Here is a 24,310-nt window from a genome sequence, read left to right as displayed (position 1 = left end):
CATTCGCTGCCCCTGAACTGGGAACATGATCTCGAAGCATTACAATGTGCTCCGGGGGATCAATGTGATAACTATCACTCTTAGCAGCTTCGTCTTTCGAACGTTTTCGTTTGATGGTTGAAGCGCTTATCAACGTTAACGGCCGGCGGCTTCGCCAGACCTTCAGCGCATAGTCCCTCTCGCTTTACACCAAAGTGGCTGCCAAAGCCAACCGTCGTGCCCAACCGTTCGGCACGGTCAAGGTTGCAGGGACTGCCGGATTAGCCGATCCTGCGGATGGACGGTTCCGGCGTCGCGGAACCGGAGATACCGGGGCTTTCCGAGCCCAAATTCAGCCGATTCCAGGCCTGACTGCGCGTTTCGCCATCTCCAGTGACCAGTTTCAGGGCCGCCGTTGGGTTGTCCATCCGTTCTCTCAAGGGAACCGGGCCGCAGACGATCATGAAAAAATCGTAGGCATGGGGTCGCTCATTGGCCATGACGAACTGGAAATGCACCCGGAAGAACTTCCAGCGGAAGCGGTTGTAATGTTCCGGCCTGATGACTTCACGAAACCGAACCGGGACGATGACCGGATTGCGCCGGTTCGGGCCGGCGTCGATGCCCTGGCCGGCAATCGGGTCGAAGGGGAAGAAATTCATGACGTCCTTGCGCGACTGGCAATCGATCCAGTCGATCGACGGCTCGACGGCGAGCTGGCGCAGCCGTTCGCGAAACCCCGTCGCCGCCTTGTGGAAGCCGACGATCGGCATGTTGCCGCCCAGCGTCAGCAGCACGATCCGCGGGCCGTGGCGGCCAAGCTCGGGATCGAGCCGCAGCGCGCGGGCCAGGATCGCCGCCCCCAAGAACGAACCGGAGCTGTGGCCCACAAGCACGATTTCTTCGGCGTCGCTGCTGCTGGCGACCTTGACGAGGTGCTGCGCGAAACGGTCGATCCGCGCATCCCAGTCCGGGCGGTTGCCGTGCGAGAACTGCCAAGTGAAGATGGTGTCCGACATCAGATAGAGCAGATAGGTGTAATTTTCCGTGGTCTTGAGCAGCGTTCCGAGCACGGCGACGAATACGCCAGCGGCGCCCGCGGCGGCCAGGAAGCCGTGTATGCCGAGCGCCTGCAGACCCCATCCGAATGCCCATGCGATCCCGGCCGACCAGATCGCCTCGTTCAGCAGCAGGACGTGCGGGTAACTGATGAAAGTGGCGAAGCGCCAGTGCGCCGACCAGAACCGGCCCATGGTGCCGGAGAACACCAGCCGCCAGTAGATGGCGATCGCATAGGCCAGCGTGCGCCAGACCGGCCAGGCGAGGTCGCGCTGGATCAGGTCTTCCCAGCGCAGGAAATCGTAATCGGTGCGGGTGTGCCAGCCGGCGCCGGTGGTTTCGATGCTCCAGGACGCGGTCTCGCCTTCCGGCGGCCCCTTGGGCCGGCTGACGGTGGTGGCGAGGTCATAGAGTCGGCCGAATTTGCGCAGTTCCGTGCGAAACATGCGGTAATATTGTGCCAGGCCGCGCGGATCGTAGCCCTGCACGTAGATGATGTGGCGGTGCTGTACGCGCACGCTGTTGTCCCAGGTCCGAAGTTCGCTTGACGCGCCGCCGCCAGCGAGGGTCGCCGGAGTGACACCGACTATAACAGCCCGCGCCGCGCGCCATATCCCCAATTGTGCTGCAGCCGTCGTCCCGCAGTGCCGAAATCGGCTTATTTCTCAGGGTGATGCGTTTATGCCGCGGCGCCGACGCAGGCGGCCCTACTGGACATCGAGCGGTTCGGTGCCGGTCGCCTGGCCATTGGCGTCGGTGGTGATCTTGTCGACCCGGGCCTCGGCCTGCCGCAGCAGTTCGTCGCAGCGCCGCTTCAGGGCCTCGCCGCGCTCGTAGATCGCCACCGATTCCTCGAGCGGCACCTTGCCGTCCTCGAGCCGTTTGACGATCGTTTCCAGCTCTTCGATGGCCCGCTCGAAGCTCAGCTTCTTGACGTCCGCATGGGTGTTCTCGGCCATTCGCATTCCCGGAAGCGCGTTCGTGTTCGCGCGAAGTCAAAGACAGGTTTGAGGGCGTATTGTGGCGGGGAAGTCAGGCGCCCATCAGCGCGATGACGTGCTCACCCACCGATTCCTTGAGGCCCTGCAGATCATAGCCACCCTCGAGCACCGAGACAATGCGGCCGCCGGCCGTGGCGTCGGCGACATCCATCAGCTTGCGGGTCACCCAGCCGAAATCGGTGGCATCGAGATTGAGGGTCGCCAGCGGATCGCGGCGGTGCGCGTCGAAGCCGGCGGAGATGATGATCAGTTCCGGAGCGAATTTGCGCAACTGCGGCAGGATCAGGTTATCGAACGCGGCGCGAAACTTGAGGCCGCCGTCTTCGGAGGCGAGTGGCGCATTGACCACGGTGTCGTGCTCGCCGCGTTCGCCTGAGGCGCCGGTGCCGGGAAACAGCGGCATCTGGTGCGTCGAGCAATACATCACCGTGGAATCGGCCCAGAAGATATCCTGCGTGCCGTTGCCGTGGTGGACGTCGAAATCCACCACCGCCGCGCGGGCGATGCCATATTTGCGCTGCGCGTAGCGCGCTGCGATCGCCGCATTGTCGAAGAAGCAGAAGCCCATGGACTTGTTGATTTCGGCGTGGTGGCCGGGCGGCCTTGTGGCGACAAAGGCGTTGGCGGTCTCGCCCTTCATCACCGCGTCGGTGGCCGCGACCGCGCCGCCGACGCCGCGCATCACCGCTTCCCAGGTGCCCGGCGACATCGCGGTATCGCCGTCGATATAGGCCATGCCGGTGGTCGGCGCGATGTGACGCAACTCGTCGATGTAGTGGTTGTCGTGGCACAGCGCGACCGTGTCGAGATCGCCCTCCGGCGCTTCGCCGCGCGTCAATGCGCTGAAGCGATCCTCGGCCATCGTCAGGGCAACCGCACGCATCCGGTCCGGGCGTTCGGGATGGCCGGGCGGGGTGAGGTGGTTGAGCGATGCCGGATTCGACAACAAAAGCGTGGTCATTCGGATGATCCTGGCAGGACGAATGCGCAGTGGCGATTGAACGGTAATCTAGTGGCTCACGGTCTGTTCGGAAAGGGCCGTGTCGCGGCCGTCGCAATGGCGTCGCGTAGCCATGTACCGCGTTGCCGCGCGTGTGACGGAACAGCAGTCATGGTGTGGCAGACAAGGGCGCGGATGGTGCGATGCACGTAATTTTGCTCTCGCCTTTTACTTCAAATTGACGTCGCTTCGTTTTGCCGTGCTGGGTCTCGATTGATTCAGAGGGCGTAAAGCGGCAATTGATATCGCTATGGTGAAGTTCCGCGCATCTGTTTGCAGCCTTGATGCGAGCACGCGACTGTGCAGGACCGGAGGCGCCGTTTGGCGATGTTGCGGTCAGTGAAAGCGATCAGTGAAAAGTCGGAGTGCCACGTTCCATCTGCTGCGTTCGGTCTGGCCCTTCGTGGCTATCGTCCTGCTACAGGCGGTGCTCGCTGCCGTGAGCATGGAAACGTTGTCGTCAGTCAGGGCCTACGTCGCCGGCGAAAGCCTCTGGTCAAAGGGCCAGAAGGGAGCGGTGTACGCGCTGAGCCTCTACTCGGAAACCGGCGATGAAAAATACTACCGGCAGTATCTGGCGACAATTGCCGTGCCGCTGGGCGACCGGATGGCACGCCGGGCGCTGGAACAGAGGCCGCCGGATCTGGACGCCGCCTATGAAGGCTTCCGGCAGGGCGGCAACCACCCGGAAGATATCGGTGGCCTGATTTGGTTGTTTCGCTATTTCAGCGATGTCAGCCATCTCGCCAAGGCTGTCGACAGATGGCGGGATACCGACCCTGTCCTTCAGGAACTGGTCAATATCGGCGCTGAAATTCATCTGGAGATCGTCAGCGGAGACATTCCGGCCGGTCGCGTCGAAGTCTTCAAGAGCCAGATCTTCGAGCTCAACGATCGCCTCACGCCGCTGGCGATGGCGTTTTCCGAAAGCCTCGGGCAGGGGTCGCGGTTCATCAAGCGCCTTCTGGCTGTTGTCAACATCTTCACCGCCGCCCTGCTGATCGTGCTCGGCGTGTGGTGGACCCGCCATGCGCTCGTGCAGCGGCAAAAACTCTCGGACGAGCTGCAGGCGGAACGCGGACGGCTGGCGTTCCAGGCCACCCACGATGCCCTAACCAGCCTGGCGAACCGTCGCGAGTTCGAGCGCCGGCTGGCGCAGGCGCTGACGCAGGTCGGCGTCGGCGACCGTCGGCAGGCCGTGATGTTCCTCGATCTCGACCAGTTCAAAGTCGTCAACGACACGTGCGGCCATGCCGCCGGCGACGAACTGCTGCGTCAGTTGTCCTGCCTGCTGCAGGATGAGCTGCGCGCCGATGACCTGCTGGCGCGCCTCGGCGGCGATGAGTTCGCGATCCTGCTGGAGGATTGCGAATCGGAATTCGCCGTCGCTGCCGCCGAGCGTCTTCGTGAAGCGGTCCAGCAGCTGCGTTTCGTCTGGAGCGGGCGTGGGTTCAACGTCACCGTCAGTATCGGCCTAGTGTGCATCTCGGAGCCCGGCGCAACGGTCGGAGAGACGCTCAAGGCCGCCGATGTCGCCTGCTACATGGCCAAGGAGAACGGACGCAACCGCCTGGAGATCTATTCGCCAAGCGATACCGAACTGATGCAGCGCGTTGGCGAGATGGGCTGGGTGCAGCGGATTCGCGAGGCGCTGGAGAGCAACAGTTTCTGCCTGTATGCCCAGAATATTGTCCCGCTCGCCGCAGGCAGCAGGGAAGGGCTTCACGTCGAGCTGCTGCTGCGCCTGCGCGGCGAAGTGGGACAGCTGATCGCGCCCGGCAGCTTCATTCCTGCTGCCGAACGCTACGGCCTGATGACGCTGATCGACCGATGGGTGATCCGCAATGCCTTTGCGATTCTGGCGCAGCGCATGGCGATGCCCTGCCGATCGCGACCTGCGCCATCAATCTGTCGGGTGCCTCGTTCCGCGACGACGGCTTTCTGGAATACATCCGCACGGAGCTGCGCCTGCATGGAATTCCCGCCACGCTCATCTGCTTTGAGATCACCGAAACCAACGCCATCGCCAACCTGCCCGACGCCAGGCGGTTTATCGACACGCTGCAGCAGGTCGGCTGCCGCTTCTCGCTCGACGATTTCGGCAGCGGCATGTCGTCGTTTTCCTACCTCAAGCAGTTGCCGGTCAACTACCTCAAGATCGACGGCAGCTTCGTCAAGGACATGCTGGTCGACCCCATCGATCGTGCGATGGTCGAGATGATCGTGCGCATCGGCAAGGTGATGGGGAAACGGACGGTGGCCGAATTCGTCGAGAGCGACGACGTCCGCCGTGCCCTGCAAAAGATCGGCGCGGACTACGCACAGGGTTACGCGATCGGCCGGCCGGAGCCGTTCGACAGCTTCAGCAACTTCGTCGACCTCGGCGAAACCAGCAAGTGCGACGTGGCATAGCGTCGTCGGATCGACGGCGCGGCAGGCCTGCTGCGTCGCTCAGTCCAGCCGTTTGATGCGATCCGCCGCGGCCGGCGACACCGGGCTGTTGGCCTTGAAGTAGGCATACAGCGCATCGACATCGTAGACCCCTGTCTGTTGCGCGGCGCCGTCCTTCAGCGCGGTGAAGCCGTCGCCGCCGGCGGCGAGGTAGTCGTTGAAGGTGACGCGATAGGTCTTGTCCGCTTCGATGCGCTGGCCGTTGAGCATCATGCTCTCCGCCGCGACCCGGCTGCCGAACGGTTTGCTGCCGTCCCAGGCGTAGCTGAATCCTTTCGAGACCTGCAGGATGCGCGGCCGCTTGGGATCCAGCCATTGCTGCTCCAGCGCCGTCTTGATCTGCGCGCCGGTCAGCGACCGCGTCACCATCAGGTTGCGGAACGGTTGCGCGGCAAACACGTCGCCGTAGCTGATCGCGCCGTCGGCGCTCATGGCGATGTCGTTGCGGATGCCGCCGGGATTGGTGATCGCCAGCACCGCGCCGCCGTCTTTCTCCGCGGCGGTGGCGGCCAGTTGCGCGTCGGCGATGATGTCGCCGAGCGGGCTTTCGCCGGCCGCGTTGGGCACGCGCGTCAACGTCGCGGTGACGGCGCCGGCCGGCCGCGCGGCGATGGGACCGGCGACCTTGTCATAGGCCGCGAGCAGCGCGGTCTGCGCGGGATCGGCCGCGTAGTCCCTGGTCCGGACGATGACATTGCCGGCCGTGGCGCTGACGATGTCGCGGCTGGCGCGCTCGAGCTTGAGGTCGATGGCGGTGACGATGGTGCCGTATTTGTCGCCGGAGGTGACGAGGCGCCCGTCGATCTGGCAGGTATAGGCGCGGTGGGTGTGGCCGCTCACCACCACGTCGACCGCTTTGTCGAACTTCCTGACGATATCGACGATCGGGCCGCTGATCCCCGGACATTCGTTGTAGTCGCCGGTGGGAAAGCCGCCTTCATGGATCAGCACCACGATGGCCTCGACGCCCTTGGCCTTCAACTCGGGCACCAGCGCGTTGACGGTGTCGGCCTCGTCGCGGAATTCCAGCCCGGCGATGCCGGCCGGCGACACGATGTTCGCGGTGCCCTTCAATGTCAGTCCAATGAAGGCCACCGGAATGCCGTCGAACTGCTTGATGGCATAGGGTGGAAACACCGGCCGGCCGGTCGCGGTCTCGACGGTGGAGGCCGCGAGATAATTGAAGGTCGCACCCATGAACGGATGCGGCCCCCGGCAGCCGTCGACAGGATGGCAGCCGCCGTTCTGCATGCGTTGCAACTCGCGCAGGCCCTCGTCGAATTCGTGGTTGCCCACGGACGCGACATCAAGCCCCATCATCGACAGGGATTCGATGGTCGGCTCGTCATGGAACATCGCCGACAAAAACGGGCTGGCGCCGATCAGGTCGCCGGCGGCGACGAAGATGCTGTTGGCGCGGCCGGCGCGCAGCTGCCTGACCAGCGTCGCCATATGCTCGGCGCCGCCCGCCGCCACCATGATCTTCTTGGTTTTGTCCGCGGGGGCGTCGATGGCAATGCCGCCCGGCGGCGGCCGCAGATTGCCGTGAAAGTCGTTGATGGCGAGGATGCGGACATCGACGGTCGGGGACTGGGCGAAAGCGGGGGCGCAGGTCGCCAGCGACATGGCGAACGCGGCAACCGCGAGGCGCGCGATCTTCACCTCTCCCCGTCCTTTACGGGGAGAGGTCGACCGGCGCAGCGCAGCGGAGCTGGTCGGGTGAGGGGCGGGGCACGCGGCCAGCTGCAGGGAAGATATTTCGGATCGCACTGCAGGCCTCATGCTGTTGGTGTCGTCAGTTTCTTCGCAATCGACGCAGGAACGATGGCCACAAGCCCCGTGCCTCGCCCCTCACCCGGAGCCCTCGCTGCGCTCAGGCTCCGACCTCTCCCCGCAAGTGCGGGGAGAGGTCGGAGCGTCAGCCCTTCTTGCGCGAGAAGAATGCCTTGAATGCGGCGACGGCTTCCTTGGATTTCATCCGTTCGCCGAACAGATGGCTTTCCTGGTCGATGCGGCGGGTCAGGTCCTCGGGCGGCAGCTTGATCAGCTTGCGCGAGATCGCCACCGCCTCCGCCGGCAGCGCGCAGATCTCGCGTGCCACCTTGCGCGCCTCGACCTCGGTATGGCCGGGCGCCACCACCTCGTTGACGAAGCCGGCCTCGCGCGCATCGGCGGCGCTGACGGTGCGGCCCATCACCAGCATGGAAAAGGCGCGCTGGTGCCCCATGGTGCGCGGAAACAGCAGGCTGGAGGCGCCTTCCGGCACCAGGCCGAGATGGATGAACGGCGTCGAGAAGGTCGCGGTGGTCGAGGCCAGCACATAGTCGCAGTGGAACAGCAGCGTGGTGCCGATGCCGATGGCGATGCCGTCCACCGCGGCGATGATCGGCTTGGTGTTCTGCGCCAGCGAATACAGGAACTTGATGGCATTGGAGGCGCGCGGCGTGGCCGCGGCCTCGGTGCCGTCCTTCAGGAAGTCCTGCAGGTCGTTGCCGGCGGTGAACACGCCGGAGCCGCCGGTGATGATCATGCAGCGGATCTTCGGATTGTTCTGCGCGGTGTCGATCGCCTCGGACATCAGGCGATACATGTCCTGGGTGATGGCGTTCTTCTTCTCCGGGCGGCGCAGCGTGATGACGCGCGTCGAGTCTTCGTCGGTGACAATCAGGTGGCCGGTCATGTCGTGTCCTTGTGCCAGTTGCAGCGGGTCGCGTCGGGCTCGATTGTAGCCCGGATGACGTCGGCGCGCCGCTTGCGGGCCGACAAAATCCGGGGCGGAGTTTCAACGGAACGACGGCCCCGGATTTCGCGCCCGTCGTCGCTCTGCGAGCGCCGGCGTCCGCTTCATGCGGGCTACGATCGCATCATGCCAGCAGCACCGCGTCCGCCGAGGTCACCGAATCCGCGCTGTCGATCACGGTGCGCTCCAGCGCGCCGGCCTGCACCGCGATGTTCTCGGCGAAGAACCGCGCCAGGGTGACGTAGCGGGCGGGATCGCCGGCGCTGCCGCCGTCGCGCGCTGCCAGCGCCTCGTTGGCCAGCATGCAGCCGCCGAGCGTGGAGCCGAACAGCCGCAGATAGGGCGTGGCCCCGGCCAGCGCATCGTTCGGGGCTGACGCCGGCTGCGCCAGCAGCCACCTGCTGGTGCGCTCCAGCGCGCCCAGCGCGTCGCGCAATTTTGTCCCGGTGGTGCCGAAGGCCGGATCGTTGGAGGCCTCGACCCGCGACACCACCCCGCTGAGTTCCTCCAGCAGCGTCCACACCGCGGCGCCGCCATGGGCCGCAAGCTTGCGCGTCACCAGATCGATGGACTGGATGCCGTTGGTGCCCTCGTAGATCGCGGTGATGCGGGCGTCGCGATAATGCTGCGCGGCGCCGGTTTCCTCGATAAAACCCATGCCGCCGTGGATCTGCACGCCCAGCGACGTCACCTCGTTGCCGATATCCGTGGAAAACGCCTTGGCGATCGGCGTCAGCAGCGCGCCGCGCGCCGCGGCGTGGGCGCGGACCTTGGGGTCGGTGGCGCGGGCGGCGATGTCCAGCGCCACCGCAGTGGCGTAGCAGATGGTGCGCGAGGCCGCGGTCAGCGCCCGCATCTGCATCAGCATGCGCTTGACGTCGGGATGCACGATGATGGCGTCCATGCCGGCGCTTTTGCTGCCGGCGGCGCGGCCCTGCTTGCGCTCCTGCGCGAAGGCCAGCGCCTGCTGATAGGCGCGGTCGGCGATGCCCACGCCTTCGAGGCCGACGCCGAGCCGCGCCTGGTTCATCATGGTGAACATGCATAGCATGCCGCGATTCTCTTCGCCGATCAGGTAGCCCACCGCGCCGCCGTGGTCGCCCATGGTCATGGTGCAGGTCGGCGAGGCGTGCATGCCGAGCTTGTGCTCGACGCCGCTGGGATAGATGTCGTTGCGTTCGCCCAGCGAGCCGTCGCCGTTGACCAGGAATTTCGGGATCAGGAACAGCGAGATGCCCTTGGTGCCGGCGGGCGCATCGGGCAATCGCGCGAGCACGAAATGCACGATGTTGTCGGTCATGTCGTGGTCGCCATAGGTGATGAAGATCTTGGTGCCGAACACCCGGTAGCTGCCGTCCGCGGCGCGCTCGGCGCGCGAGCGGAGCGCGCCGACATCGGAGCCGGCCTGCGGCTCGGTCAGCTGCATGGTGCCGGTCCAGGCCCCGGTCACCAGCTTCTCCAGATAGATGGTCTTCAGCTCGTCGCTGCCATGGGCGTCGAGCGCCTCGATGGCCGACAGGGTCAAGAGCGGGCACAGCCCGAAGGCGATGTTCGAGGCGCTCCAGATCTCGGTGCAGGCGGCGTTGACCGCCAGCGGCAGGCCCTGGCCGCCGAACGCTTCCGGCCCGGACACCGCGTTCCAGCCGGCCTCGGTCCAGCGCCGGTAGGCGTCGGGCCAACCCGGCGCGGTGGTCACCTTGCCGGCGTCCAGCCTGATGCCCGCCTTGTCGCCGACCCGGTTGAGCGGCGCCAGCACGTCGCTGGCGAAGCGGCCGGCCTCGTCCAGCACGGTCTTGGTGAGGTCGGCGTCGAACTCGCCATAATGCCCGGCGTCGAGCGCCGCCTGCAGCCCGGCACCAAAGTTGAGGGCCAGCAGCATGTCGTCGATGGGCGCACGATAGGTCATGAACGTCTCTCCGCGGGATTCTTGGGGCTTTGACCGGGGTTTCCCACGAAACGCCGGCGCCCTCAACAGCGCCGGGCGGGAATTGGAGCCTCCGGTACCCGGCGGCCCGTTCCCCGGACGCCCGGATTCAGCGCCATCCGATCGTTCCCCGGCCGCAGTGCCCGGTGGACCGTTCCCCGGAGTCGGTCCCCTGCGCGGCCCCCGACGCCGCTCCCTCGTGCCCCGGACGCGGTGCAGCGCGCCGCCTGTTGCGGCGTGGTGCGCCGCAGATCCGGCCCAGCTTCCCCCGGCAGACAAGCCGAACATCCCGACGCCGCCTCCCGCGCAGTGGCCCGTCCACGCGAAGCGTCGCTTCGCCCGGCCGCCTTGCGTCCGCGACACCCGCGCGCCCCGCCATCCCCATGGGATCGCCCTGCGGGCGGTTGAAATGCGGGGAGTCTCCCTATAGACCCACGGAGCCGCGGGTCACCGCGCCGGACCGGTCCGGCCGCGGCCGGCATTGGGGCGTAGCCAAGTGGTAAGGCAGGGGATTTTGATTCCCCCATTCGGAGGTTCGATCCCTCCCGCCCCAGCCAGCTCGCCTGCCAAGCCTGAAATTGCTCACAAAACCGGCCTAGCTGGGGCGCTGATGCACAGCGCTGCGACACATCACTGCTGCACAGGGTGTCGCCTGCAATGGCTGTCCACATCTTTCGCCGTGGGGCTACCTACTATTGGAGGCGGCGAACGCCCATCGCCCTTGCCAACGTTCTCGGTCGTCCGCATGTTTTTATGAGCCTGAGAACGACAAAACTTTCTGTCGCTCGCAGGCTCGCCAACAAGCTGGATGCGATATTCGAAGACGCCGCAATGCTCGCAGAAGAGGCCAAATTTGACCTGACGCAGGCCCAGCTCGACGGGATGTTGCGGTCTGTCGTGACCACACATCTCGGCAAGCTCGAGCGGATTGCCGCGACTGCCAAAAGCTTTGAAGGGTTCGACCCTGACAGGGCCATAGCAGACGACAAACGCGTGCTATGGGTCTATCGGCTCCTCGATGCCCAAGGTTCGTTCGCAGTCGTCCGCCCCGCCGATCGCGCGATCATGCTCGCCGACGGCATGAGTGCAGGCGATGTCGAAGCCGTGGTCGACCATCTGGCAATGCTTCGCGTCAACGAATTGGTGCCGACAAAGACGCATATTCTTCGGCGCCTGCTGGATCAGGTCGATGCACAGCCGAACGCCATGAACTTGTCGCAGACTCAGTCGGTCTATTTCAGGGGCATGAAGCTAGCGCTCGCTGCGGTCGAACGTCGCTATGGCGGAGAGCGACCGGAGGACCAGAGCTTCGTTAATCGGCTGGTGACATCGCCGATTGTAGCCTCATTCGAGGCGAGACCTATCCAGAACGAGCCTGCCGCCGAAGAGACGCTACCGCAATCGCTACATGTGAAAGAGCTCTTGAAGTTCGTCGAGGGCATCGTTGCAGGTAAGGCTAAAGATGATTTGTGGGATGAAAAAACCCAGCGACAGGTGAGGAGCATAGCCGATTTGCTGGTCAAATTTCTTCTGCAAGACCAGAGGATCGACGATCTCAATCTGGTTCGCCAAGAAAATATGGCCCGGTTTGTCGATTTCCTGCGTCACGATGTCTACACGCATTATGGTCGCTCCTCGCGGGACAAGCACCGCACCATCGCAGAGCTCAGAGAAGTTGCCGCAGAAAAAGGTCAGAACAAGCGAGGTATCGAGCGCGATACTCTGAATCGCCATCTTGGATTTTTGGGCCAGATCTTTGGTTACGCTTCCGTTCGTGGCGCGAACGCGCTCGACAAAATCGATCTGTCAAAATTACGCGTAAAAGGAAAAAGTAAGCGGGCGCGAAACGCCCGTCCGAAGCTCGAAATCGACAAACTGAAAGCAGTTTTTGCGACGCCGCCCTTCAATAACCGCGCTGGATGGGATCGGCTGACCGAGCCCGGGATCGAGAATGTCTCGGTCATATTCCACTGCGCTCTCTATTTTGTCCCCATCTTAATCTACTACACGGGCTGCCGACGCGAAGAGCTTTGCGGCTTGATGGTCGACGAAGTCATCGTCGACAACGGTAATATTCCGTATCTTCACATCGCCAAGAATGCGCGCAGACGGATTAAAAACGACCAGTCCCAGCGCAACATTCCCTTGCATACTGAAGTCCTTCGGCTCAACTTTCTCCAATATGTCGATGCCATCAAATCGCTCGGCTACGATCTACTCTTCCCGGATCTGTTTTCGCCATCCAGTCGCTCGCCCCTCGGCGATCGATTTTACAAAGAGTTCAAGCCTATATTGATGACTGCTGGCGTCACCGAGGAAGGTTTGGGCGCACATGCAGTTCGACATCTATTCGGTGCGCAGCCGAAGAAGAAATTGGTCACTGAGGAAGAACGCGCAGATTTGCTCGGTCATGGTGGGGAATCTGAGACGAGCGAGCGCTATTGCGAACCCCATGAGATCACGACCCTCATGCAATTTGTGCTAAAATTGCCGGTGATCACGGCAAATTTAGAGCCTCAGAAAATTCGTCTAATTTCGTGGGTGGCCGAACGGAAGACAGCGCCTTTCTCTCAACCATCGCGTTCGAAGAAAAGCGGCGGTGCTGCTATTTTTTCTCATCGTTGACTGCCCGAAGGATTTTAAGTCCTCTCATCGAGCTTTAAGTGACTTGTTACTTGACTTTCTCGCATGTGGTTTGTGCTTTTGCTAAAAAAATCGTGCTGAAAAGCCACCGCTGGGCGCGCACAGGCCCGAATCACGAGGCCTAAAAGCAATACTGTTGAGCCTTCTAAGCTCCGTAATAGAACCTCATCGGATTTGTGGCGCCTCTGGCGGTAGGGCACGATCACAGTTCAGCTTGGGTGCCTTCTCGGAGGTGAGGCGAAGGACCCAGAGGGCTTCCGATACTATTGCTTCGTCGCGGCTCTGCGCTTTCGGCGAACCGATGTACTTCTCTTCGTGGAAGAGATTGTTGCGGACCTGAGAAACGCCCCCGCTGGAACAGATACACCACGTCCTCGATCGGCGCCGGAACATCGGGCTTCCAAGTCAGCTCTGACATCAATCGCCGGGGTGGCTCCTGCACGAGTGTGGGCGCCTTGTTCGATTGGCGGACTTCCTCAAAGAACTCCGGTCTAAGAGCTTCTGCAAAGGCCCCAGTCAGCTTCCGCCCGCTGTTTCTTTACGGTATGTTGACCTCCATCATCAGGAGTCAGGTGAATGTTGGAAGACAAGAAATTTGATGTCGAGCATGCGCTGAGCTTGTACGCCGACAGTTTTTCGCTCTTTCCGGCTCGCTCTATCTACGACGAAGAGGCACTTAAGCCCTTCATGTCAGTGATTGAACGCTGCCACATCTATCTTATCGGTACAGTACCCAAGATGGATTTCGTAAGCGTAAGGCAGTCAGAACAGATGCTCTTCGTCTCAATGAAAGTGCTTGGCAAAATTTATGACGTCAGCTGGCCTCTTCCCGATGGCATGAAGCTGAAGGTCGAGGACGAGTTTTGGTATCTCCTCGACGAACAGGGAGCGCGAAGGGGTTTGCCTTCGGACGAAATATTCCGAAAGATGGCGCTAACCTATGATTGCCTGCGGTTTGACGTTCAATATATCGGCCAAGCATATGGCGCGGATGGCTCACGGAACGCCTTGGATCGACTTAAAAAGCACGAGACGTTGCAAAAGATCGCGGTACAAGGCGTTCCGGAGGGATATCGTCTCGAATTGATTTTGCTCCAGGTGGTGCCTGGGACGCGAGTGATTACCGTTTTCAATCCGAAGGCAGAAGAAAAGTCCACGGGCGGGCAGCGGATTAAGGCGGGGCTAGACAAACTCTTTGGCACCGACGAGAAGGAAAGAGTGAGCCTCTTTGAGGCGGCATTTATTCGCTACTTCAGGCCACCGTTCAATGAGAAGTTCAAAGACAGCTTCCCGTCAACAAACATGAAAGTTCTGCAGGACTGCTACGACAAAGACTTCTCGGCAGTAATAGCTGAAATCGGCTTCGACGCGGATGCGTTGCCTTACAAGCTCTTCTCTGGCCAGGTAGAACCCAAGGATCACCACACCGCCAGCTACAACTTGAGCAAAGATGAGGATCGTGCGGTTTTCTTCTCACCGATACGAAAATCGGGAGCGCATTTGCGGAATTTAGTAGATGAGATGTCAAATCTCACGGTTAATGAGGCTGCCGACCTGTCCAAGTTGATGCGAGAGAAATGGAGGATTCCGCACGGCTGAAGGCTTTCACAGAGTGAGATTGCGTCACCGATAGAGGGTCGAGACCGTATGAAGGCAGGCTGATGCGATATTCTCAACGAGGATGTTGTAGCTACCGGCGTTCAACGCTGGTACTTCCCATACGATGTTATGGCCAAAAGTGTTGCGGAGTTGGTTCGTGATCTCGATTGTTTGCTGCATGGCCATGTTTGAGGTGGCTGCTCTAATCTTTCTGTCAATGTCAGTAGAGGATTGGTCTATCGATGCAGCAACGATTCCAAGCTCGTTTTCGTAGAGCCGCAGCATCCTACTGAGAACGGGCAGGCCAGATGTTGTTCGCCTGCCGTTTTCCTTTAGTAGGCTCTCGAAAAGCAGGCATCCGCGAAACATATGCAAGAAAAATGGCTCGCGAGAGCCGTTCTCTACTAAGCCGATCTGTCGGGCTCGATACTTCCATTCTGCTATGAAGGAAATGAAAGCGGTGATGAGGGAGCGCTTGTGGGCATCGGGTGATGCAATTAACGGCTTGAGAAAGTGAGTCCGTACTTCGTCGAGAGTTATGGGGACATGGCCAGGCCGAGCGCAATAATTTCCGATGAGGTGCTGCACCACCTGGATGATGTCGAGAATAATCTTCGAAGCTAAAACCTGCTGATCTTTATCCTCCAGTCGCATGAACAATAGGGCTGGCTTGTCTGCTCCAACTCCGAACTCGCGAATATCCTCAGCTACGGCGGCGTCAAAAAACAAACTGGCAGACGGATAGTCATGGGAGGCATACGCGGCATATCCCAAAGCATACATGGGGCTTCCCTTGTGCTCCGTGGAGTACGTGTCAGGATCTGCCGCGCGGTAGCTCTCTAACAGTTCGAGGCCGCGATCAATTGCGACTGAATACTGGTTTGCGTCGATAGCTTTCCGGTACGAGCGCCAGACATTGTCGAAATAACCCGGCATACCTGGACGCCATGAGCTTTCAGGATCTGTTGGCGAATTCATTTTTGCTTACCCTTGGTCTGAGAGCCATATGATGACTGACCACGCAGTTTCGACGACGACAGAAAACCTGTCAACGATCTCGACGCGGATCACTATTCTGCTGTCAACCTTTGCACGGGAGTGGCTATGAGACGCAACAGAGCATGACTGACGCGCGCGGGCCAGGTCCCCCTACGCGGCTTTGCACGCGCTCGGTAGCCCAAAGCTGAAACCGGATGAGATCCAGCGGCTAACCCGCATGATGACCATGGACGAGAATTCCGACATTCGCGAGGCTGCATTCCGCCGCCAGGGGCACTCGCATGAAGGGCTGCCCGTTCCGGCATCGCCATCACTGCCCGTGCCAGACGGAGACCATGTTAGCACCCCGAGCGCGCAGCAAAGACTTGCATATTTGCTACAATAGATGGAAAGCTCCTTTGATTCTTCCAAATTTATAGAGGCTTCTTGCCGAAAACGCCCCTTAAACCAGCCGCGATTACTCGGGCAGCTTTTGAGTATCAAGATCTCATAGGCATTGAGGTCTTGATCGCCTTTTATCGTGATCCGGGGCGCTACGAATGGGTCGAACTGGAATCAGAGGATCGGTCCGCTGGTTATCTGGACGACGTTGTCGCACTCCGAACGGATGGAAAGTTTGAATATACGCAAGTTAAGTTCACGGTTGATCCAGACCAATATCCGCTCAGTTGGGATTGGCTGCTTGAGCGAAAGAAGAATGGCACATCCCGACTGAAAAAGTGGGCCACTTCAATCCAAAAGCACGGGAAGTCGGGTGTCTTGGGACAAGCGCAGCTTAGGACAAACCGCGTGCCCGATGCCGAATTCGACCGATCGCTTAAGGGGCATCTAGTCAAGCTCGCGAATCTCTCGCCTTCTCGACGTGCAGAAATCGAAAAGGAACTTGGTGGCGCTGCGCAGGCGCGTGGCTTCTTCAAGATTTTCCAATTCAATCATTCTGAGCTCGCTGATGTCCAAGGGCTGGAGCAACGGCTCAAGGGGTCCGTTGTGCCGACCGACACGACCACGGACGGTTGGCTATTTCTCCGTCAACAAGTTCGGAGATGGGCAACGGAGAAAAGGCAGCCAGAACCGGATGGCAAAATCCGTCATGACCATCTCGTTCAGGCCATTTCCAAGAAGCGGCCAAGGCCAATACCGCAGAACTTTCTAGTGCCGGATGTCTACGCGGTTCCCAGCCTAGATTTCCATGATAGCTTTCTCAGACGCGTTACGTCCGGACGATCCGCTCTCTCCGTTCTTTGGGGGACGCCGGGTCGCGGAAAAAGCACTTATCTCAGCTTCCTGGTCAACGAACTAAGCAAGAAGAAGCTGCCGTGCATTCGCCACCACTATTTCCTCTCGCTCGACGACACGACGACGGACCGCATCTCGTTCGCGGATATTGCGGGGTCGATGATGGAGCAGATGGCGGTCCGGTATCCCGAAGCCGTGGAGGACCGGAACTTGGAGGAAGCGCCGAACACTCTGCGCAAGTGGCTAGAAGCGTGCGGGGAATATTTCGCGGCTCAGAATAAAAAGTTTTACGTCGTGGTCGACGGCCTTGATCACGTCTGGCGGGAACGCATGAACATCGACCAGATGGATCATCTGTTCAGCTATCTACTCCCCTGTCCCAAGAATGTCGTGTTGATCTTTGGGACGCAGCGCGTCGCCGATTTACAGTTGCCCGCGAAACTGTTGGCAAGGGCCGGTCCCTCGGCCTGGATCGAAATCCCGCCGATGGACGAGCGAGCGGTTGATGACTGGATTAGAGGTCAAGACAAGGCAAAGCGGTTAAGGCTTCATGATTTCGCGCGCAGAAAAGAACAACGGAACGAGACCCTCGATGAAATTAGCCGTGCCTTCTTCAAAATATCTCGTGGGCATCCGCTTCACCTGATCTATTCCTTTGAGACCCTTGTGCGGAGAGGAACGATCGTCACTTCTGACGAAGTAAAGACCCTCCCTCGCTGCCCTGACGGGGATATTCGGACCTACTATAGGAGCCTTTGGCGGCGGCTGAGCCCTCAGGGCAAGCAAGTATTACATCTCGTCGCCGGCTCGGAGTTTCGTTGGCCCGCGGACGGCCTTAGGCGCTGCGGCGGAAACCTCGACCAGGTAGATCATTTGCTGGAGCATCGCCGAACGGGGGTCATGCCATTTCACGGCAGTATCGTCGCTTACGCGCGTGAGCAGAGTGACCACGAGAGTACCTACCGTGCGCTTCTGCCGAAGGTGATCAGGTGGCTTGAACGCGACGCGCCGCCATTTTGGCGTTGGGGATGGTTGTGGATCGCGAAGGCTAGGGTCGGTAAGGACAATGATCTCCTCACGAAGACGACCCGCGAATGGGTGATTAATTCTCTCGCCCTTGGCTGGCCCGATAGTCAACTCATCGCCATTCTTCGAGAAGCAGAAACTGCGGCCTTCTCCAAAGGCGACTATTGCCGCTGCATCGAAGCCCGGAGCCTGAAAGTTCGTCTTCAGAACGGGCCGCAATTCCAGATGCACCGGTACCCGGAACTGCTAGAGGCGATGCTGCGCTCCTCGGAAAATCGCCAGCAGGTTCTCAATATGGCCGATGAGATCGGCTCACTCCCGGACGCGCAAATCATTACGCTGCTGCGCTCGCTTCCGGACGACCTTTCGAATGAAATCAGCGCGGAGTGCGAAGCCGAATTGCGGCGACGCGTGAACCTTTGGCTCGTACTTCGCAATCGACGCCGTGAAGAGTTTCAAACATTGGTTCGGAACGCCTTCGAAGCGTTGACTCGGATGCCAGATATCAGCGTCAAGAAGATACTGACCTTCGTTGAGGGGGGCTCCTCCAATGATTCAATGTTTCATGCATTGCTCGATTGCCTGACTCGCGGATTGCAACTCGACGCCCTCGTAGACCTCGTCGGACTACTGAAGGGCGAGAAGTACAAGGCTTGGCGAGTATTGGCTGGCGATGCGTTGCTCCGCGCGTGCTCCATCGCTGGGGCCGATCTCAAAACGCGTATGGACGTGCGGCCTGCAAGGGCGTCGCCTCTTGTGGGGTGCTATCTCGTTCTGCAAGGGGAGCCTTGCCCCATCCTGAATTTCGAGTTCGACCCTGGCTTTCTTGAGCTGGAAAGGTACGAATACACTCCGGGTCCTAATCCCGGCTTGCAGAGATTTTTTCACGGGCTGTTCTTTTCTGTGCTTGCGACATGCCGGAGCGCCGTTGGGAACTTCTCGCTTGTGTTTCCCGGCGTAGACGAAACAAGAATGGGATGGATGAAGTCCGCTGTGGACGTCCTTCGTGATCTCGCTCTCAGCATTGGGAATGGGAGCGCGGAACCCAGTTTTTCGATTGTATTTGAGCGATCGAACAACGTCGCTCAGGTGGTCGGTCGACGAACGACCGAGGCCGAATACGCGCAATACTGGTCTTTCAAAGGCGCACTTCGGCAAATCGCCCTTGATCTGCATCTCATCACAGCCCCTCCCGGCGAACTCATCCCGGCTGCTCAGTTCGCGGCGGCGAGGGATACGCGACACTGGTTGGACGAAGCATGGCTCAACGACAATTTGGAAAATCGCTTCATCTTGGTGGAAAAACCTGGTGCGCAAATTCTTTTAGATGCCCTGCGTGAAAAGGAAAGCCGATCCGTAACGACCTTCAACGAGAGGGCTGAACGCTGGACGGAACTCGCCCTGTTCGCACTCCTCTATGGGTTGCCCGACGCCACGGGGTACGTGAAACGCGCGGCAGATTGCCTTATCGGCTATGCCTTCCATAAGGACGTTTACATTTACGACGTGCTTGGCTCAATCGAACTGCTTCAAAAAGCAAAGTCGCCCAAATCGCTCGGCTTGCTGAAGAAAGTCGCGCCTGTCGTCGATCAAATAATGGATATGACAGATGGTGACGAGGTTCGAGGATCTCGCTCCGAGCTTATTAAATTGATCGCGGAGCTGTGTCCGGACAAGCTTCCGGATTGCTACGCCCACCATATTCAGGCGGAGCGGCTTTACTTGGCCGAAGAAGTGCTCGAAGCCCACTGCAAGCGGCTAAGTTTCGACAACGATGTTGAGAAGGCGTTGGCGCGTACGTTCCTGGAACGCCGAGATGTTCTAATTCTCTCTGACATGAAGGCTGCTGGAGTTTCAGGAGCAGGCTTCGCCTTTGCCGAGCAGGAGCGTTTTCTTGGTGGCATCGCTCCCAGTCGGGAATTCGATCGAAGTAGTTCGGACGATATCGGACGCAGAGGTAAGCCACCGGACGTTCGAAAGTTCAAGCCCGCACAATTTGCACAGCTTGTTGCCCGCGTTGGAAATGACAATCTCGGCTATGATCACCGCGACGAAGCACTCAGGCAATGGATCGCTTATTGGCATGAGAAGAAGAAAGGCCGGGAAGCTCTAAGAGCTGTTGAAGCGTTTTTTCGGGACGAAGAAAGGACCTACTCAACGGAGAGAATTCTAGATAGCGCGTTTCTCGTGAGCTTGGCCGTCCAAGGAAAAAGAGATGCCTACAAATGGCTAGTTAAGGCGCATGCGGTACGGCGCGGCTGGCAGAGCTATTGGAGTTCAAGTGAGGAAGTCATTAAACGGCTGGAATGGGCCGCGAAGTATTATAAGGATCGTTGGAAGGAATTTATTCGAGACACTTCGAAGCCCGAGGCGTACTGGGAAAAACGCGACTACGGCTTTAGCATAGGACTCAGGTATCTCGTCCGCTTCCTGATCCTGGTCGGCCAGACCGAACTTGCGGAGCGCTACACGGCCACTCTCGTCGCGATCCTAGTTGAGGAAACTGCGGACCAACCTTTGCCGGAGATTCCATGGCTTCGGTAGCATCTTCCTTGGATTCTACTCTTCGGATTCTGCTGGAGCGGCTCAATTGGCCTGTCCGGATGGTGCGCATGGTCACGGCGCGTGAGTATGCGAAGCTGCTTTCTTCCTCCGTGCATGGAAAGGCAGCCACCAAAGGATTTCTGCACTGGCTCTCGATACGAAGGTTTGAGAGCGAAATTGCGACAGGTCTTGCGGTGCTCCTATGTACTCCTGACAAAGACTTGCCTCCGTTCAAGGATGTTTGTGAGGCGATCCATCAGCCTTCGATCATCGTAGATATGCTGCTGCAACACATTTATGGGATTGGGCATCGGCAGGACAAATGGCGTACCGCACATTCCGGCTTGGCCCCGGACGATTTTGTGCCATCGAAGTACTTCGAAGACCATAAGACCCAGAATGTTCCCTTTCTCTTCAGCAACCAGATTAAGCGACTTGAGAGCCGACATTGGTTTCCATTCTCGCGCCAATGGGCCTTTGAGTGGCAAAAATTAATGGATCGAGGCGGAATTCCCCATTCGGACTTTCCGCACCATTTCGTCGGAAACCTTGCGCGAAGTGGAATCGTCGGACAGTTCGAGCTGGCTCAGAGCGACGTGATGCGGTCGGCCTATCTTCGGATGCTGGCCTGTGCAGTCGCCGAAGGAGCCATGACGGCGCAACAGACCGGTTTCTACGCCATGGATTGTCTGCCGATCAATCGCAGCTTGTTTCGCATCATGCCGCTCGATCGCCCTGCATGGTTGGCGGATATCCCAGAAGAGTGTTGTGCCGAAGGAGCTTCGCTCGAGGCAAGCGCGCGGAAGCTCATCGCGGCGAACGCTAATGGTTCAGAAATGCGGTTCGTGAGCTTGTTAACCCCGATCAATGCGAGCCTATATGAATTTGGCGACCTGACCGTTTCTGCGGTCCTCGCTGCTGATGACTTTGTGCCGCCTGATATGAAGGAACCGTACTTTTCCCCCGGGGCGGGATGGCCGTTGCCGGATTCAATTACGGTGGAGGGAAAGTTAGACGAGGAGGATACTGAACGCTACGCCGTCTACGGAAAGGTAGGACGTTGCTTGCCTACTTGTCTGGATATGTTCCCTATGCCGTATGGCTACTGGTTATCTGACTATCTTGTCGCAGGGTACGCGCTGCCTGCTTCCTATCTCTTCCCCACGCCTCCTGACGTCGCTTGCGACGAAGCTGGAATTTCGGTGTACGCGGATGGTTCGATTGTGGCGAAGCTATCCATTTGGCACGACCAGTGGACGCCTCTCTACGCTCAAGACGGCGGCAACACACGCTGCGGAGTGCTGACAGAGATGGATAAATCCGCTTTGGAGCAAGCTTCTGAGCGTCATGGCTTGCGCCTTGGGTGGGTTGCTCAATTGCGCCTCTGGAGCCGCAAGACGGATTACGGTGAGTATGAACTATCGATGCGGCGAGAGTTCTTCTTTGACTAACCATCATGGGTGTCGCCTTTGAACGATGACGAGCAAGACCTGGGGGAGCTAATGCGCGCCATTGCGGCGAGCGTCGGTGCTGTGCCCGTTGCGACGGTCATTGAAGAGCATCGTGAGGCTCTTGCGTGTATGGCTGATTTTGATCCCCTTCGGCTTGCTGCGACCTTCGCCGGGCTTTTAACAGTCCCAGAACTTCAATCGAACTGCATTCGTTTAGAAGCCCTGGTGCATATTTCGCTGGCAGTTGGGCTGGGTCGCCGCAAGCCGGTCGATAAAGTCGTCGCGCGATTGTTCCATGAAATCGGAACAGAAAGGTTGGGCCGCCAGGAAGATCCTGCAGAAGATGTATTCGTTTCCTTGATACGCTCGCCGCGTGGGAATTTTCGCATCTTAGAAGGTACGTGGGAGTCGGCAGGATTTGACCTCCAACGCGTGCTTAATGCGCTTGAGCGGACACCCGCGCGACCACAGTTCAACCATTTGCGCGACACTGTCTACGCCTTGTTGCAGCTTTCCGAAGCCGTCTGTGCCCGCGCTAAGCTGGAGCGCTATCAACTAGGAAATGAGATTCCGCAGGAGTCGCTTTCAAGCAAGATTATCGGTTCGTTGGGTAGCCTGCGGCGGATTGTGAGGTTTAGCGATAATGACCTCGCCGCTCTTGGCATTTCGATGGACATGCTTGCCGAATTCGGATTTGACCCAAGCAGGCGCGCAGAGCTCGCCAACGAGCGTGTCGGAAACTCGTTCCTGGAGAGGTTCCCCGTTGCGTACAGAAACGGAGAGTGCGTTCTTCTGTTACCTACGGCGGTAAGTGTCGCTATACGCCGTTTTCTAGTGGAAGAAATGAGCCGCAAAGGCCTCACGTCCGTTTTCGCTGCAACGTTGGCATATGAGCACGCGCAACTGTTTGCCGAGACGCCCTTATTGGGAATGGCATTAGGCGCTCCCATCGAATTCAGGCAGGGGGATGATGGCCTACTTGCGGGTGCGATGACGACCGCTGATCGGGGACTCTACATTGTTCGTCGTCAGGCACTTTGAGACTGATCAGGCGCTTCGAGAAGAGAGGCTCTGGCTCATCAGGGTTAGAGTTTAAGCGGCCTGCAGTCGATGCTGCAAGCGACGGTTTGCGATGGTGGCGAGTTTGATGCGTCTGCGTTCTGCGAGGATCGTCTGTGCTCTGCCGAAGTAAACGTCGGCAGGTGTGACGTTTTCGATGCTCTCATGATAGCGGACGTGATTGTAGTGCTCGACAAAGGCTCCAATCTGTCGGTCAAGATCTCCAGGTAAATAGTAGTTTTCCAGCAGAATGCGGTTCTTCAAGGTCTGGTGCCAGCGCTCGATCTTGCCCTGGGTCTGCGGATGATAAGGTGCTCCCCGCACATGACGCATGCCCTTGTCTTCGAGCCAGTCGGCGAGATCGCCTGCAACATAAGACGCGCCGTTGTCGCTGAGCAGTCTCGGCCGGTGCACGACCGTGGCGCTGTCAAGGCCCGATGCCGCCAGCGCCTGGTCCAACGTAGCCGTGACGTCGGAAGCGCACATAGTGGGGCCGAGCCGCCACGCCACGATGTAGCGCGAGAAGTCGTCCAACACCGTCGACAGATAATACCAGCCCCAGCCGGTGATCTTGAGGTAGGTGAAGTCGGTCTGCCAGAGCTGGTTGATCGCGGTGGTCTTTTCTTTGAACTCGTTCGCCGCCTTGATCACCACATAGGCCGGGCTGGTGATCAGGTCATGCGCCTTCAACAGCCGATAGACCGACGCCTCGGAGACGAAGTACTTTTTCTCGTCGGTGAAGCGCACTGCCAGCTCCCTCGGTGACAGTTCGGGAGCCTGCAACGCCAGATCGATGATCTGCCCGCGGACGTCGTCCGGGATGCGATTCCAGACGCGATCCGGTCGGGAGCGATGGTCCGCCAACGCCTCCAGCCCGCCCTCACGGTAACGGTCATACCAGCGATAGAACGTGGCGCGCGGGATGCCGAGCTTGTCCAGCGTGCGCTTGGCGGGCAGATGCGATTGCTCCACCAGCTCGATAATTTCGGCCTTCTCGGATGCGGGATACCTCATGCCTCGTCCTCCCCATCCTCGCTCATATTTTTTTTGAGCAGACGGTTCTCCAGGGTGAGATCGGCAACAACTTCTTTCAGAGCTGTAGCCTCGCGACGAAGATCCTTCACCTCGCCAGGTGTTGCAGCTCGCGCAGTGTCACCGGCCAATCGACGCTTGCCGGCCTCCAGGAACTCCTTGGACCAGCCGTAATACATCGAGGCGGCGATGCCTTCCCGGCGGCAAAGCTCCGAGATGTTCTCCTCACCACGCAGCCCCTCCAGGACGATGCGGATTTTCTCCTCGGCCGAATAATGCCGACGCGTCTGGCGCCGGATGTCCTTCAGCACTTGTTCTGCGGGCGCTTTGCCCGGTCCGGATTTCTGTTTCATCTTCGCTCCTTACGGCTACGATGAACCAGAAATCCTCCCTTCGTGAAGTCCCTCAATTTGTCTCAAGGGTGCTGACGGTGAACAAATCCGAGATTTCATCCGGCATTAGTTTTTGCCGATATCGACTGTGACCGCGTGCCGGTCCACTTCCGCTATTGGCACCATACGGACCAACCGGACCGGTCCGTTGATGTCCGTTGGCACAGGGAGGACC

The 24,310-nt window shown here is 59.6% G+C and carries 14 protein-coding genes, 1 tRNA gene and 1 pseudogene; 8 read left to right on the top strand and 8 right to left on the bottom strand.

Features of this window, described 5'->3' with window-relative positions; genetic code table 11:
* Positions 1 to 260: 260 nt before the first annotated feature.
* The 3 genes from ACUXVA_RS30945 to ACUXVA_RS30935 all read right to left on the bottom strand — a co-directional run bounded on the left by ACUXVA_RS30945 (position 261) and on the right by ACUXVA_RS30935 (position 3,000).
* Complete coding sequence (locus ACUXVA_RS30945; protein ID WP_445490075.1) at positions 261 to 1,556, bottom strand: hypothetical protein; 1,296 nt, start codon at positions 1,554 to 1,556, stop codon at positions 261 to 263.
* Positions 1,557 to 1,745: 189 nt separating this feature from the next.
* Entirely contained in the window at positions 1,746 to 1,997 is a 252-nt protein-coding gene (locus tag ACUXVA_RS30940; RefSeq protein ID WP_265082161.1) for an exodeoxyribonuclease VII small subunit, read from the bottom strand.
* A gap of 73 nt (positions 1,998 to 2,070) precedes the next feature.
* Positions 2,071 to 3,000, bottom strand: a complete 930-nt coding sequence (locus ACUXVA_RS30935) for a histone deacetylase family protein (RefSeq protein ID WP_445490073.1) — start codon at positions 2,998 to 3,000, stop codon at positions 2,071 to 2,073.
* Positions 3,001 to 3,484: 484 nt separating this feature from the next.
* Between ACUXVA_RS30935 and ACUXVA_RS30930 the strand changes: the two are divergent.
* Together ACUXVA_RS30930 and ACUXVA_RS30925 are read left to right on the top strand one after the other, a co-directional pair.
* A pseudogene (locus ACUXVA_RS30930) lies at positions 3,485 to 4,849 on the top strand (diguanylate cyclase); the annotation flags it as partial.
* A gap of 20 nt (positions 4,850 to 4,869) precedes the next feature.
* A complete protein-coding gene (locus ACUXVA_RS30925) occupies positions 4,870 to 5,451 on the top strand; it encodes an EAL domain-containing protein (protein ID WP_445490071.1) in 582 nt (193 codons plus the stop codon).
* Between the two features lie 39 nt (positions 5,452 to 5,490).
* Here ACUXVA_RS30925 and ACUXVA_RS30920 read toward each other — a convergent pair whose 3' ends face one another.
* From ACUXVA_RS30920 to ACUXVA_RS30910, 3 genes are all read right to left on the bottom strand, one after another.
* Positions 5,491 to 7,116: a bifunctional metallophosphatase/5'-nucleotidase gene (locus ACUXVA_RS30920; protein WP_445493375.1), complete on the bottom strand. Its 1,626-nt coding sequence runs from the start codon at positions 7,114 to 7,116 to the stop codon at positions 5,491 to 5,493.
* Positions 7,117 to 7,408: 292 nt separating this feature from the next.
* A complete protein-coding gene (locus ACUXVA_RS30915; protein ID WP_265082164.1) occupies positions 7,409 to 8,170 on the bottom strand; it encodes a crotonase/enoyl-CoA hydratase family protein in 762 nt (253 codons plus the stop codon).
* A 184-nt stretch (positions 8,171 to 8,354) separates the two neighbouring features.
* On the bottom strand, positions 8,355 to 10,136 hold the full coding sequence (locus ACUXVA_RS30910; protein ID WP_445490069.1) for an acyl-CoA dehydrogenase: 1,782 nt from the start codon (positions 10,134 to 10,136) through the stop codon (positions 8,355 to 8,357).
* Positions 10,137 to 10,636: 500 nt separating this feature from the next.
* On the opposite strand from ACUXVA_RS30910, the gene ACUXVA_RS30905 reads away from it, so the two are divergent.
* From ACUXVA_RS30905 to ACUXVA_RS30895, 3 genes are all read left to right on the top strand, one after another.
* Positions 10,637 to 10,711: transfer RNA gene (locus ACUXVA_RS30905), tRNA-Gln, on the top strand.
* A 100-nt stretch (positions 10,712 to 10,811) separates the two neighbouring features.
* Positions 10,812 to 12,779, top strand: a complete 1,968-nt coding sequence (locus ACUXVA_RS30900) for a DUF6538 domain-containing protein (protein WP_445490067.1) — start codon at positions 10,812 to 10,814, stop codon at positions 12,777 to 12,779.
* 594 nt (positions 12,780 to 13,373) lie between these two features.
* Positions 13,374 to 14,396: a hypothetical protein gene (locus tag ACUXVA_RS30895; protein WP_445490065.1), complete on the top strand. Its 1,023-nt coding sequence runs from the start codon at positions 13,374 to 13,376 to the stop codon at positions 14,394 to 14,396.
* Positions 14,397 to 14,420: 24 nt separating this feature from the next.
* On the opposite strand, the gene ACUXVA_RS30890 is transcribed toward ACUXVA_RS30895, so the two are convergent.
* Entirely contained in the window at positions 14,421 to 15,374 is a 954-nt protein-coding gene (locus ACUXVA_RS30890) for a hypothetical protein (protein WP_445490063.1), read from the bottom strand.
* A gap of 447 nt (positions 15,375 to 15,821) precedes the next feature.
* Between ACUXVA_RS30890 and ACUXVA_RS30885 the strand changes: the two genes are divergently transcribed.
* The 3 genes from ACUXVA_RS30885 to ACUXVA_RS30875 are packed head-to-tail and all read left to right on the top strand — an operon-like array spanning position 15,822 to position 22,693.
* A complete protein-coding gene (locus tag ACUXVA_RS30885) occupies positions 15,822 to 20,201 on the top strand; it encodes a hypothetical protein (RefSeq protein WP_445490061.1) in 4,380 nt (1,459 codons plus the stop codon).
* A complete protein-coding gene (locus tag ACUXVA_RS30880) occupies positions 20,189 to 21,652 on the top strand; it encodes a hypothetical protein (RefSeq protein WP_445490059.1) in 1,464 nt (487 codons plus the stop codon). The genes ACUXVA_RS30885 and ACUXVA_RS30880 overlap by 13 nt, the downstream gene beginning before the upstream one ends.
* Before the next feature lie 18 nt (positions 21,653 to 21,670).
* On the top strand, positions 21,671 to 22,693 hold the full coding sequence (locus tag ACUXVA_RS30875; protein WP_445490057.1) for a hypothetical protein: 1,023 nt from the start codon (positions 21,671 to 21,673) through the stop codon (positions 22,691 to 22,693).
* A 51-nt stretch (positions 22,694 to 22,744) separates the two neighbouring features.
* Here ACUXVA_RS30875 and ACUXVA_RS30870 read toward each other — a convergent pair.
* Positions 22,745 to 24,096, bottom strand: a protein-coding gene (locus ACUXVA_RS30870; RefSeq protein ID WP_445487836.1) for an IS3 family transposase whose coding sequence is annotated in 2 segments (ribosomal slippage) — positions 22,745 to 23,760 and positions 23,760 to 24,096 — 1,353 coding nt in all. Because the reading frame shifts where the segments join, the coding sequence is not laid out codon by codon here.
* Positions 24,097 to 24,310 lie beyond the last annotated feature (214 nt).

The organism is Rhodopseudomonas sp. RCAM05734 (assembly GCF_052658035.1).
Note: the sequence above shows the minus strand (reverse complement) of the source record. Positions and strands in the feature narration are given on the sequence as shown.

Bases quoted from the DNA above. Each gene is read 5' to 3' on its own strand.
- ACUXVA_RS30900 (WP_445490067.1), top strand. From the start codon at position 10,812: ATGGCTGTCCACATCTTTCGCCGTGGGGCTACCTACTATTGGAGGCGG.
- ACUXVA_RS30915 (WP_265082164.1), bottom strand. From the start codon at position 8,170: ATGACCGGCCACCTGATTGTCACCGACGAAGACTCGACGCGCGTCATC.
- ACUXVA_RS30920 (WP_445493375.1), bottom strand. From the start codon at position 7,116: ATGTCGCTGGCGACCTGCGCCCCCGCTTTCGCCCAGTCCCCGACCGTC.
- ACUXVA_RS30925 (WP_445490071.1), top strand. From the start codon at position 4,870: ATGGGTGATCCGCAATGCCTTTGCGATTCTGGCGCAGCGCATGGCGAT.
- ACUXVA_RS30910 (WP_445490069.1), bottom strand. From the start codon at position 10,136: ATGACCTATCGTGCGCCCATCGACGACATGCTGCTGGCCCTCAACTTT.
- ACUXVA_RS30940 (WP_265082161.1), bottom strand. From the start codon at position 1,997: ATGGCCGAGAACACCCATGCGGACGTCAAGAAGCTGAGCTTCGAGCGG.
- ACUXVA_RS30895 (WP_445490065.1), top strand. From the start codon at position 13,374: ATGTTGGAAGACAAGAAATTTGATGTCGAGCATGCGCTGAGCTTGTAC.
- ACUXVA_RS30890 (WP_445490063.1), bottom strand. From the start codon at position 15,374: ATGAATTCGCCAACAGATCCTGAAAGCTCATGGCGTCCAGGTATGCCG.
- ACUXVA_RS30880 (WP_445490059.1), top strand. From the start codon at position 20,189: ATGGCTTCGGTAGCATCTTCCTTGGATTCTACTCTTCGGATTCTGCTG.
- ACUXVA_RS30935 (WP_445490073.1), bottom strand. From the start codon at position 3,000: ATGACCACGCTTTTGTTGTCGAATCCGGCATCGCTCAACCACCTCACC.